The 12,502-nt window shown below is 46.5% G+C and carries 12 protein-coding genes; 7 read left to right on the top strand and 5 right to left on the bottom strand.

Features of this window, described 5'->3' with window-relative positions; all coding sequences use genetic code 11:
• Together MHUN_RS02340 and MHUN_RS02335 are read right to left on the bottom strand one after the other, a co-directional pair.
• On the bottom strand, positions 1-543 hold the full coding sequence (locus tag MHUN_RS02340; RefSeq protein ID WP_011447500.1) for a pyruvate ferredoxin oxidoreductase subunit gamma: 543 nt from the start codon (positions 541-543) through the stop codon (positions 1-3).
• 40 nt (positions 544-583) lie between these two features.
• Positions 584-1,459 carry a methanogenesis marker 12 protein gene (locus MHUN_RS02335; protein WP_011447499.1) on the bottom strand — a complete coding sequence of 292 codons (876 nt, stop codon included), beginning with the start codon at positions 1,457-1,459 and terminating at the stop codon, positions 584-586.
• 43 nt (positions 1,460-1,502) lie between these two features.
• Here MHUN_RS02335 and MHUN_RS02330 point away from each other — a divergent pair, with 43 nt between their 5' ends.
• Together MHUN_RS02330 and MHUN_RS02325 are read left to right on the top strand one after the other, a co-directional pair.
• Positions 1,503-2,429: an NAD-dependent epimerase/dehydratase family protein gene (locus MHUN_RS02330; protein WP_011447498.1), complete on the top strand. Its 927-nt coding sequence runs from the start codon at positions 1,503-1,505 to the stop codon at positions 2,427-2,429.
• 1 nt (position 2,430) lies between these two features.
• Positions 2,431-3,588, top strand: coding sequence for a cofactor-independent phosphoglycerate mutase (locus MHUN_RS02325; protein ID WP_011447497.1), 1,158 nt, complete (start codon positions 2,431-2,433; stop codon positions 3,586-3,588).
• 4 nt (positions 3,589-3,592) lie between these two features.
• Here MHUN_RS02325 and MHUN_RS02320 read toward each other — a convergent pair whose 3' ends face one another.
• Positions 3,593-4,471, bottom strand: coding sequence for a DUF368 domain-containing protein (locus MHUN_RS02320; protein WP_011447496.1), 879 nt, complete (start codon positions 4,469-4,471; stop codon positions 3,593-3,595).
• 169 nt (positions 4,472-4,640) lie between these two features.
• Here MHUN_RS02320 and MHUN_RS02315 point away from each other — a divergent pair, with 169 nt between their 5' ends.
• Positions 4,641-5,765 carry an ORC1-type DNA replication protein gene (locus MHUN_RS02315; RefSeq protein ID WP_011447495.1) on the top strand — a complete coding sequence of 375 codons (1,125 nt, stop codon included), beginning with the start codon at positions 4,641-4,643 and terminating at the stop codon, positions 5,763-5,765.
• A 78-nt stretch (positions 5,766-5,843) separates the two neighbouring features.
• The gene (gene mch, locus MHUN_RS02310) at positions 5,844-6,791 is read left to right on the top strand and encodes a methenyltetrahydromethanopterin cyclohydrolase (protein ID WP_011447494.1); all 948 of its coding nucleotides are present in this window, start codon (positions 5,844-5,846) and stop codon (positions 6,789-6,791) included.
• A 33-nt stretch (positions 6,792-6,824) separates the two neighbouring features.
• Here the strand turns inward: mch and MHUN_RS02305 are convergent, their stop codons facing one another.
• Positions 6,825-7,016, bottom strand: a complete 192-nt coding sequence (locus tag MHUN_RS02305) for a DUF1858 domain-containing protein (protein ID WP_011447493.1) — start codon at positions 7,014-7,016, stop codon at positions 6,825-6,827.
• 130 nt (positions 7,017-7,146) lie between these two features.
• Here MHUN_RS02305 and MHUN_RS02300 point away from each other — a divergent pair, with 130 nt between their 5' ends.
• The gene (locus MHUN_RS02300; RefSeq protein WP_011447492.1) at positions 7,147-7,869 is read left to right on the top strand and encodes a sugar phosphate isomerase/epimerase family protein; all 723 of its coding nucleotides are present in this window, start codon (positions 7,147-7,149) and stop codon (positions 7,867-7,869) included.
• A gap of 4 nt (positions 7,870-7,873) precedes the next feature.
• Entirely contained in the window at positions 7,874-8,668 is a 795-nt protein-coding gene (locus tag MHUN_RS02295; protein ID WP_011447491.1) for an exodeoxyribonuclease III, read from the top strand.
• Positions 8,669-8,677: 9 nt separating this feature from the next.
• Here MHUN_RS02295 and MHUN_RS17125 read toward each other — a convergent pair whose 3' ends face one another.
• Positions 8,678-10,732: a PAS domain-containing protein gene (locus MHUN_RS17125; protein ID WP_143709323.1), complete on the bottom strand. Its 2,055-nt coding sequence runs from the start codon at positions 10,730-10,732 to the stop codon at positions 8,678-8,680.
• A 67-nt stretch (positions 10,733-10,799) separates the two neighbouring features.
• Here MHUN_RS17125 and MHUN_RS02285 point away from each other — a divergent pair, with 67 nt between their 5' ends.
• A complete protein-coding gene (locus MHUN_RS02285) occupies positions 10,800-12,410 on the top strand; it encodes an IS1182-like element ISMhu2 family transposase (RefSeq protein ID WP_011447087.1) in 1,611 nt (536 codons plus the stop codon).
• The last annotated feature ends 92 nt before the right edge of the window (positions 12,411-12,502 follow it).

Below are 12,502 nucleotides of genomic sequence, written 5' to 3'. Positions count from 1 at the left end.
TTATGCACCTCCCTTGATCAGATCATATGCCTTCCGGCTGGCAGCCACATTCTTATCTGCCAGACTGCCGGAGAACCGTTCTCGGACTGCCTCTTCCAGTGCTTCCAGACTTATCTCCCCGGAGGCTGCAGCAAACGCTCCCATCAAAGTGGTGTTTGTAATTGGTACACCAAGAACCTCAAGTGCAAGTTTAGTTGCATCGATCGGAATATACCTGACACCTTCCGGTATGGTGCCATGAATATCTCCACCGGTATTAATGAGGATAATGCCCCCCTTCTTCATGCCGGAGAAGACATTTACATCCTTGATCAGGGTGCTGTCCTGTACAATAACGTAGTCCGGTTCATATACCTGGCTTCTGAGCCGGATCTTTTCATCCGAGAACCTGACAAAAGCCTGGACCGGTGCACCCCGCCTTTCGACTCCAAATGCCGGAAAGGCTTGTGAAAATACTCCGCTCTTAAAGGCTGCAACGGCGATCAGTTCGGCTGCAGTGACCGACCCCTGACCACCTCTCCCATGGATCCTCAACTCTCTCAAGAATATTCCCAGAATATTTTACACGATTAATCATATAAAATTACAGTCTGACCGGGATGCCAAGAATTTGTGTGACATTTTTAGAGAATACGGCTTCTGCAATCCTTGAGAGTCCCTTTGCCGCCGTCCACTCATCCAGTATGAGGAGATCACAGGAGAGCAGACGGGCGATCTCATCGGCTACTGACCCGGCCCTGCTACCGCATAACGCGACAGGTGCTTCAGGAGCTAAAAGCCGCAGGGATGCACATTCCATGGCAGCAAACATCGCAAGAGCAGCCTCACGGTCAGGATCATCCAGACTATCCCGAACACCGGCATGTAAAAACGCATCATTCGCTGTCATCTTCCCGGCATCTATTGCCCGGATGGCATCTAGGTCCAGAGCGCCATGCACCCAGCCCGGAGCAAACAGACAAGCATCAAATCCGCCGACGATCCGGTAATCCTGAATCAGAAGAGTGACGGTATTGGAACTGATATCTGAAACGATGCAGGTAGGGCCAAGTTGGCACACAACCTCATACGCCAGGCCAATCTTCTCAGGACTTGCCTGATGGGAGTAAACTTTAAACCTGGGATCCGTAGGTGAACCACGGTGCAGACCAGGTACTGCAACCGCCGGAATCCCACTCTCCCTGATCACATCAAATACCCGGGTCCCGCCTCCGGTATGCTCTCCTGCTCCCTCACGACTGACAAGACCACGGTTTTTTAGGTGTGCAACCGGAGTGATGTCTGAGAAATTATCACCCATCGAATAGGTAACCGCAAACCCTTCAATCTCCTCCCCTCCGGTCAGATGCAAAAGGTCAGAGAGTTGAAACGAAACTGCGTCAGCTCGTGGGATTTTATACACCTTCTCCCCTCCGGCAAAACGCATCGCAGTGGTTCCATGATCGATCCCGACAAACATTGCTGTTATACATTTAGGTAGAAGGAAAGGGATATGAGTATGGATGCGCAGTATAGTGACCGGCGGTGCCGGGTTTATCGGGTCACACCTGGTAGACTATCTGGTCGGTGCCGGTGACGACGTAATAGTCATAGACTCCCTGATTTCCGGTGATCTGAACTCAATAAAAAACCATCTTGATGAGAAACGAGTCACTCTGGTAAGCGCAGATCTCCTCTCTGATTCATGGCAGGAATACCTCTCTGGTGCTGATCGGGTATATCACCTCGCAGCAGATCCTGACGTGCGGGAGAGCTCGGTCGCACCTGAAAAACAGCTGAATAATACGATCATCGCAACTCACCGGGTTCTTGAAGCGATGAGAAAGGCATGTGTCCCGGAGATCGTCTTTACCTCAACATCCACCGTGTACGGAGAGGCATCAGTCATTCCGACTCCGGAGTCGTACACTCCGATGGAACCGGTATCAGTCTACGGGGCATCAAAACTTGCCTGCGAGGCACTCATATCTGCATACAGTCACAGTTTTTCCATGCGATCATGGATATTCAGGTTTGCAAATATTATTGGTGCACGATCAGGCCATGGTGTCATCACTGACTTTATCAGAAAACTCAAAGAAAACCCTCATGAACTTGAGATCCTGGGAGACGGGAACCAGACAAAATCATACCTTGAGGTCAGGGAATGTATCAGAGCCATCATGTATGTGGTCAGTCATACCCGTGATCCGGTCAATACCTACAATATCGGATCAGAGGACTGGATATCAGTCACCGAGATAGCAGATATCCTCTGCAGCGAGATGGGACTCTCACCACAGTATCACTATACCGGCGGAAGCAGGGGATGGATCGGTGATGTGCCAAAGATGCAACTTGATATCAGCAGACTTAAGAACCTTGGATATGTCCCTGATATCACAAGCGGAGAGAGTGTCAGAATAGCCGTCCGGGCAGCCCTGGAGTAATATGAAAGAGAAATTGTGTATCATTCTCGGCGATGGGATGGCAGATGAGCCGCTTGCAGAGCTATCAGGATTGACCCCGCTTGAAGCAGCTCATACCCCGAATATGGATTATATTGCCCTTGAAGGCGCTATGGGACTCTTAAAGACCGTACCTGACGGGTTTGCACCGGGGAGTGATATCGCAAATCTATCTGTGCTCGGGTACGATCCCACCGTCTGTTATACCGGCAGAGGGGCTTTGGAAGCTGCCAGTATGGGAATTTCTCTTGGAGATGACGATGTTGCATACCGGTGCAACCTTGTTACCATCGAAAATGACATCCTCGATGACTTTAATGCAGGCCATATCACTAGTGAGGAAGGGGCACAGCTCCTTGCCTCCCTGAATAATCATCTCTCAGGGATGGTTTGCCATCCGGGTATCAGCTACCGCAATCTTCTCATCATCCCCGGAGGTCATGGCTGTGAGTCAACGCCGCCCCATGATATCACCGGCCAGTCAATCGGGAATTATCTTCCCAAAGGGGCTGATGCTGAAAGGCTGCTTGATGCGATGAGAATCAGCACAGAGGTCTTTGCCACCCACCCGGTAAACCTGGACCGGGTCAAAAAAGGAAAGAAACCGGCTACCTCCATCTGGCCCTGGTCAGGAGGGAAGCGTCCGGAGATGAGATCATTTCAGGTAATGACAGGGCTTACCGGAGGAATCATTTCGGCGGTGGATCTTCTGAACGGGATTGGAACCTATGCAGGAATGGAGATAATAAAAGTCCCCGGAGCAACCGGGTTTATCGATACCGATTACCAGGCAAAGGCCAGATATGCAATTGAGGCTTTGAAAAGACTTGACTTTCTCTTCATACATGTCGAGGCTCCGGATGAGGCAGGACATATGGGTAGTATTGAGGAGAAGGTAAAGGCTATCGAGCGGGTGGATGAGATGATTGGTACCATCATGAAGGAGTTTAATGGCAGGATTGCGGTTCTTCCGGATCACCCGACACCAATCAGGATAAAAACACATACTGCTGAACCGGTGCCTTTTGCAATCCTTGGAAAGGACAAAGACGATACAACACGGTTTTCAGAGAAGGAAGGTGCGAAAGGGATGTATGGCCTGCTTGCCGGAACCGATCTCATCCCCCTTCTTATCTCCTAAATTCTTAATTTTTCAGACTTTTCTTCTTCATCGCGGTCTGTACATACTGAAACAGAGCTACGACCAGTATTCCAACGATGATACTGACGATAAGGTCAAGTCCTGGCGGGGTTGATTCACAGGCCCGGTCAAAGAGCAACTTTGATGATCCAAGCATCAGACCGGTCAGAATGGCAATGATGAGGTCATGGTAATATTTAAGCAGATACTTCAAAAGCCGGGTAAATGTCAGAATACCGATGATACCTCCTGCAAGATATGCCCCGATATCAGGGAGTGCCAGGGTTTTTACGGCATGGAGCATGTATTCATACTGGTTCATCAGAAGCGTGATATATGCACCGGATATTCCAGGGAGGATCATGGCACACAGGGCGATAAATCCCGTGAAAAACAGGATAGGATATGAGTGACCAAGAGCAGCAGGATTGAGCATTACAATCCCGAGGCCAAGGATAACCCCCAGGATAAGAAAGATAAAACTCCCCGGATACCGACCTGGCAGGGGAACAAAGAGCAGGACTGATGATGCGAGGATCAGACCAAAGAAAAATCCATTTGTCTGGACAGGATATTCATGGAGCAGCCAGAGCATGACCCGTGATATCAGGAGAAATGCAGAACCGATACCTGCTGCAAGGACGATGAGAAAAACTACATCCATCTCTTCAAATCTGGCCCTGAATGATGCAAGGTCCCATCTGATAAGATCCCGGATGATGACTGGTGAGATATGGGCAACTGCCGCTATCAACCTGCCATATATACCGGTAATGAATGCGACTGTTCCTCCTGATACCCCGGGGATGATATCACACATACCCATGAGAAGCCCTTTTACAAATATTGGCAGATATTCAGTGAGAAATGTTCTGATATGCATACGTGCCCATATTATTCTTTCTTAAGCTATTTCCATGTACTGAAGTTCAGATATGACCTGAGGGAGAAAATGTTCGGGAACTCATGAAAGGAACGAAATATTTTTGTTTTTACGCCTGCATCTATGAAGTGCAAGTGTTATCTAAGAGAGTCAGATACGGGAAAAGCGGATGACCCTGAAGAATATGCTGATGTGGGATGAGACCCTGTTTCGGGATCCGGATGTTTTTGAGATAGATTACATCCCCGATCAGTTCAATTACCGTGAGTCCCAGATGCGGGAACTGGCTTTTCTTCTCCGGCCAGGGATCAAAGGATCACGGCCGCTCAACGCCACAATAAAAGGCACGCCCGGAACCGGAAAAACCACCTCGATAAAGAAGATCTTTGCAGATATCAGTGAGATAAAGTCAAAGATGATCCCGGTTCACATCAACTGCCAGGTTGAGAATACACGGTTTATGATCCTCTCCCAGATATACCGGCAGATAGCAGGACATAACCCCTCCGCTGCAGGAAACTCCTATAAAAGGGTCTTTGAATCCATCGCAGATATTCTGCTTACCGAGGACCGGGTACTTCTTGTTGCCCTTGATGATGCGAATTATCTCCTTTTCGAGAATGAACTCAATAATATCCTGTACCTGCTCCTCAGATCACATGAAACATATCCGGGCACCAGAATCGGGGTCATGGTTATCATATCTGACATGGATGTGGATCTCTCCCGCGAACTTGACATCAGGGTTACGTCGGTATTTTCACCGACCGAGGTCTATTTTCCGCCATACTCGGTCACAGAGACATTTCAGATCTTAAAAGAGCGGGTCCTGCAGGGGCTGTATCCCGGAGTCCTCTCTGACAAGAACCTGGATCTCATCGTGGATCATACCCTGCGGTCAGGGGACATGCGGGTTGGCATTGATATGATCAAGCGGGCAGGTCTGAATGCAGAGAAAGAAGCAATGCGGGAGATCAGCGAGGAGCATATTCATGAGGCATATAAGATTTCCCGGTTCCTGCATCTTAAATATTCCATACAGGCCCTGCGTCGGGAAGAGAAGGATCTCCTGCGTCTCCTCGTGGATTTATCCAGAAAGGATGAACAGCTGACTTCCGGTCAGGTTTATACCATTGTAAAAAAGAAACTCAAACTCGGATATACGATTTATTACGAAGCCTTACGAAAACTGGACACGCTCCGCCTCATTAACCTCGAATTCAGGGATGGACGAGGGAGGACGCGCCTTATTAATCTTCGCTACGATCCTGATAAAATCCTGTTCTATCTATAAAAATCCCCCGAAGGGCTAAAACGAAGAGTTCAATACCGCAGCATCAGAGATGTAATGGTACTCCACGGGGGTTCGAACATGATTAGCGTTAATGAATTAGCACTTGAGATATTCGATAATCTTGCTAACTATTCAGAAGATTTCAATGTCGCATACCATGAACTTGACAACGGCGCAAAGATAGTTGACTGTGGTGTGTCAGTTCCTGGCGGATATGCAGCAGGACGGGCTTTTACCGAGATCTGTATGGGGGGTCTTGGTGAGGTTAATTTCAGAATGGGTCAGATAAAGCATGTTCCCATGCCATTCATTGAGGTCTCCACCGACTACCCGGCAATCTCATGTCTTGGTGCACAAAAGGCAGGATGGACCGTTAAGGCAGGTAATTATTTTGCCATGGGATCAGGCCCGGCACGTGCACTTGCCCTGAAACCAAAACACACCTACGAAGTCATCGGGTACGAAGACGAGAGTGACGACGCAGTCATTGCCCTTGAGTCTGACCACCTGCCCAATGGCGAAGTTATGGAGAAGATCGCAAAGGACTGTGGCATTGATGTCGAGAACCTCTGTGCCGTCGTCGCACCAACCGCATCACTGGTTGGATCCATTCAGGTCTGTGGTCGGTGTGTTGAGACCGCCGTATACAAACTGAATGAACTCGGGTTTGATACGAGAAAGATAACAGCAGCAATGGGAACAGCTCCGATCCCGCCGGTGAAGGCTGATGCAACCAAGGCCATGGGAACGACCAATGACGCTACCATCTATCATGGTCAGATAAGCCTTACCATGAAAGCCCCCGATATTGTCGACTTTCTTGAGAAGATACCAAGCAACAAATCAAAAGGATATGGAAAGCCGTTCTACGAAATCTTCAAGGAAGCAAACTTTGATTTTTACCAGATCGACACGTCACTCTTCTCTCCGGCAGAAGTTACCATTAACGAACTGACCGAAGGAAAGGTGTACCATGTCGGTGAAGTAAATCCGGATGTTACCTTAAAGTCATTCGGATATCTCTAATCTTTTTTCGTTTGAAAGTTATTTAAAAAGGAATTATGCGGAGATTCCAAGAGCGGACATCAGCTCTTCGAGTGGAATCCCATGTGCTGCTGCTGCTTCTGCAACGGTCTCTCCCCTGCTGATAGCACAACCGACACAGCCCATCCCAAACCGGGCAAATATCGCACCTGCATCAGGTTTTTCCTGCAGTACTTCAAGGATTGTAGAATCTTTGGACAATGCCATATGGTCTTAGGTACGATAGGTCACGAATAAAAGGATAACGATCTTTCCTGAATGAACCAGAATTGAGTACTATAAAAGGATCCTATTCCATATATTACAACAGAACGGCACAACAAGCCCTGATGATACCATGCTCTGGATTTCAACCACCTGTATGCGGGAGACACCGCTTGACATCGCCCTTGAAAGTCTTGGTTCCCTGACACGGGGCATTGAGATTGTTGACGGCGGTGTTCATCGCATCCCGGCCGTCAGTCTTCTTGAATCATTTCCGTATAAATACATGATACGACTGCCACAGCGGGATATTAATCCGGCAAGTATACATGAACCGATCAGGCAGGCAGCGGTGGCTGTCATCACCGAGAGGTTTGAGTTTGCTTCAGAGATTGGAGCAGAAGTTGTCGTTGATCCAGGGTTTGTTACATCACCGGCAGACAAAGCCCATGCGAAACGGCAACTGGCCCGATCCTGTGTGGATATCATACGAGCTGCTGATGAATTCGGTATTCGGTTTTTATTCAGGAATATGGGAAGACGGGAAGGAAACATGGTCAGATATCCTGAAGACCTAAATCTCATCACCCAGGTCCCTCTGGCCCTTGATATCGGACATGCCCATGTGAACGGATGCCTCCCACGATTTCTCCATGAAGCAGCCAGCCGGTGCCTGTACCTGTATGACTGCAGGGAGTTTTCCGAAGAGCATCTTGAGATTGGCAGGGGTTCCATTCACTTTGAACAGGTAGCGACAAGCATGTTTGCAAACGGTGCGAGAGGGGTGATAGATGCCCCGACATTCAGGGCAGCTCATAACAGCCTTATTGCGCTACGACGGTTTGGAATCGGGTAATATAATGAAAACATACACCCTCTATTCCTGGAATGTGAATGGTCTCAGGGCTATAAGTAGTAAAGAGGTACTCCCCGGAGTTCTGTTCCCCGGACTGCCGGCCCATGAGAATATAGACATCCTCTGTATACAGGAGACAAAGGCAGATGCCCATTCATTAAAGCCTGATATCACCCGTATCCCTGATTATTTCTTCTACATCAATCCTGCTGAACGGAAAGGATACAGCGGGGTTGCGATGTACTCCAGGACCGAGCCGGAATCAATAGAACTGGGAGGGCTATCTCCCGAGTTTGATTCTGAAGGTCGAATTATTACCGCCCGGTTCCCTGAGTTTGTTCTGATGAATGTCTACTTCCCGAACGGCGGAGCATCTGATGAACGACTTGCATTCAAACTCAGATTCTATGATGCATTTTTAGAGAAAATCAAGACCATGGATGCCGCCGGAGAGCGTATCATCTTCTGTGGTGACGTCAATACCGCCCATAAACCCATCGACCTTGCACGGCCCAAAGAGAATGAACTGGTATCAGGGTTTCTTCCCATAGAGCGGGAGTGGATTGACCGGGTTATCGCTGCCGGATTTTATGACAGTTTCAGGCTGTTTTCTGATGAAGGGAACCAGTACAGCTGGTGGGACTATAAGAGCAGGGCACGGACACGGAATGTCGGCTGGAGAATAGATTATTTCTTCGTCAATACTGCGGCAAAACCATTCATTACCGGTGCAGGAATCAGAAATGATATCATGGGCTCAGATCACTGCCCGGTGACCCTTACCCTTGAGTTCCCATAAAGGGGCCAACTATTTTTGAGAGTCTTTTATAGAGATGCCATAATGGCGGCGGAGAAAATCCCTGATACTCTCCGATTCTATCCACCCTTTATCAAGCTGATCGACGATCCGGTTGACCTGGGCTATCTGGGATGCGATGTGATGAGCATATTCTCCACCCTGCAGATCATTATATCCGGCAATAATCTGCAGGGGATTTCTGATATGATCATTGAGGATTGCAAACTGCTCAATATATTTCTCAATAGCTATGAGAGCTTCCTTCTTTGCCTCCTCGTTGGCTCGTATCTCACTGATGTCTGAAACAATACCTACGGTCTTAATCTGCTGGAAATTGGCATTGTACAGGGCAACCGCCTTGATTATCCATGTCTGAAACTGGCCGTTCCGGTGCTTGATCCGCAGTTCTTCGGTGATGGGATCTCCGGTCAGTACATGGTGGATAAAGGCACCTTTTACCTTCCCGATATCTTCTTCATGAATCAGTGTCGTCCATCCGGTCAGGGTACTGACCCTTGCAGGGGAGTCCAGACCCAGCCATTTCTCAATATCACCAAACCATAATATCTGGTCTGACTTCTGATCGTACTCAAATATAAGGTCGGTGGCAATATGGGATGCTATCTTAAACCGTTCCTCACTGATTCGTATTGCTTCTTCCGCTGCTTTCTGAGTTGAAAAGTCCTCAAAGGTCTCTATTGCCCCGATAGTATCTCCCTTTTCATTGACGAGCCGTGCTGATGTGCTCATGATCCATTTCCCTGCTTCACCGATATGCGGGAAGAAATCAATGACTTCATAAGCCCCGGGAACGGTTGGTGATGGTGAATAGAGATCTGAATACCACTCATCAAGGAGTACATCGACCTCATCCCCGACCATCAGATCACAGAGCATCGGACGCTCCCCTGCCGGATACAGGAGATGACCGTGCTCACTTGTCCCGATGAGGTCATTCACCTCACGCTCAAAGAGCATAGCAAGTGCCTGGTTGACCGAGAGAACCTTATGGTCCGGGCCAATAACCAGAGTCGCCAAGGGCAGGCCATCCAGGACCATACGAAGATATTCTTCCCGCTCCCGGATCTGCTTCAGATAGTTTTCACGGGTGGTAATGTCATGAATAACACCGGCAATCCGGGTAATAGTCTTTGTATCATCTGGAACCGGGGTCAGAGAAACCTCATAATGCCGCGTATTGTCATCCGGGGCCACCTCAAGATGAAGAGTGACGGACTTTTTCTCATGGATTGTCTGATAGATTGCACGCCGTATCTTTTCGGATGCGTCCGGTGAAAAGAATCCGGTTGCTTCCTCGAAGAGATCAGTTCCTTCACTCCAGCCGGTCAGATCCCTGCATGATTTGTTCACCTCGATGATGCTCCCCCTGGTGTCGGATAAAAAGATGCCCTCAGGGATGGCATCAATGAGCGTCGTCATAACCATCCGGCCTGTTGCGAGCTCATGAGCCATCCATTTTTCTTCAGAGAGATCGGTCAACGTAAGAATGATATCTTCACCTTTCTGCGAGTACCCGGTCAGTACTACTGGTATTGGAAATCCGTCTTTTCGTTTCAGAACCAGTTCCCGGGTCGTATCAGAATGACCGTTTTTCAGGCATTGCTCAAGAAAACCGCCAAGCTCAGGACCATCTATAGCATACTCATGAAGCGATGTCCCATGTAAAGATACTGCCTTTCGATCCAGTACATTCACAGCATATGGATTTGCATAAACAATCTTGCCGGTCCGGTCGGTCTTAATCACCCCGGCATCAATGGCGGAAAGGAGCCGACGGTAAGACTCTTCCCGGTCATGGAGGTTTAGAGAAAGCAGGGCAACGACAATCCCGATAAAGATGATAATAAGGCACCGGAGAATGACGTCAGGATCGAGCATTACGTAATGACTAAAGTATTCAAGGCCGATATATCCCCAGATCAGACCAAACGTAAAGATAATTCCAGGTTTTGGAAACCTCCAGCAGGCAAGAATAACCGGAATATAGAAAAGATGAGATATGACAGTGTGAATATTGTGTGATATTGCGAGGCTGTTGCACAAACACAAAAAAAGCTTAATATAAATTATTAAAGCTTAATTATATATATTATTAAGATCAATATATTATATGTCTCATCGCTATAACATGATTAGAGGATATGGTAATGAACAACAATTTTTACTCCCTGTCAATGCGATGGACTGGCTATCTGAAAATGATATTACTTATGGCATATTAGAAATTCTTTCGATTCTCGATATTAGTCCATTTATTAATAAATATCGTGACGATGGTCGCGGTTCTGCCTTTTTTGATCCTCGTTCAATGCTTGGAATAATAATTTATTCAATGATTCGTGGAGAAAAATCTAGCAGAAAAATTGAGATGTGCTGCCATTATGATATTGGATATCGGATCGTCGCCAATAATCTTACACCTGACCATACAACGATCTATCGTTTCAAGAAGAATAATTCAAAAGAAATCAAATCCCTTTTTAAACAATTATCTCAAATTATCGTAGAATCCGGGATAGCAAGAATCGGTGTCCTAGCCCTCGATGGATCAAAATTTGGCTGTAATGCCTCTTTATCAGCCAATAAAAAATTAAAATACCTTGAAGCAGAGCTAGGTCGGCTTTTTGATGAATCACAGGAAATTGATGAGTTAGAAAACGATGATATAAATATTCAGGATATGGAGATTAACCGACTACCTGAGCATCTTTCAACAAAAGAAAAACGAAAGGAAGTTCTTAATCGGGCTAAAGAGAAATTAATTGAACGACATGATATCGAATCTAAAAAACAAGAAGAAAAGATTCTGGACCGCGAAAAAGAAGAATTAGAATCGGGTAAAAAGAAACGAGGTAGAAAGCCTTTAGAGCCTAAAAAAGAGCCATCTTCAGATTCAAAAGTAAATCTCACTGATCCTGAAAGTCAGATAATGTCAACCACCAATGGCTGGATTCAAGGGTATAATGGGCAGATTATCGTTTCTGAAAATCAATTTATCCTCGCTGCAATGATATCAGATGAGCAAAACGATAAAAAATTATTAATACCTATGCTAAATGAACTCGAAGACCTTTTTACGGGTATTCATCCATCAATTTCGCCTAATATACTACTATCTGATGCAGGTTATTTCTCATACCCGAATTCTTTAGCAGAATTGGATTATGGCATTCAACTCATCATCCCTCCTTCTAAAGAAAGAAAAATTCCAGAATATTCAGATAATGATGGGTATATCTCACGAATGGAAATGATATGTCGGGCGATTTGTATGGGAGAAATAATCACATTTCCGGAATTGCAAAGTATCGGGACGTTTGTTTGGCAATCTTTTATGAACAGAGAGAAACAAGCAACAACTCAGGAAATTTGTAAACGAGTTATGGAAGTACGTGTGAAATCCCCCACTGGTAGAGAGTTATATCGAAAACGAAAATACATGGTCGAACCAGTTTTTGGTAATATGAAACATAATATGAGGTTTAGGAGTTTCTCTCAAAAAGGGAAAGAGAATTGCGAGGGAGAATTCTTTTTAGCTGCATTAGTGCATAATATAAAAAAACTTATCAGATTTGAGGGTATAGTTAAAATTAAAGAATTTGCTACGAATATTATAAAACCGTCAAGAGGTTCAGGTTTTTCCTATATTTTTGCAAACACAGTATGTAAAGTGGGAATTGATACATGCAGGTTCATACATCAATTAGTCTATTTTGGTTGATAGCTTAAGGGGTAGAGATCGATCATTTGTGATCCTGCATGATATTGATCATTGGTGCAACACCCTCTTGCGTACCAGGAGATAAAAAAAAC

The organism is Methanospirillum hungatei JF-1, from assembly GCF_000013445.1.
Lineage (GTDB): Archaea > Halobacteriota > Methanomicrobia > Methanomicrobiales > Methanospirillaceae > Methanospirillum > Methanospirillum hungatei.
Note: the sequence above shows the minus strand (reverse complement) of the source record. Positions and strands in the feature narration are given on the sequence as shown.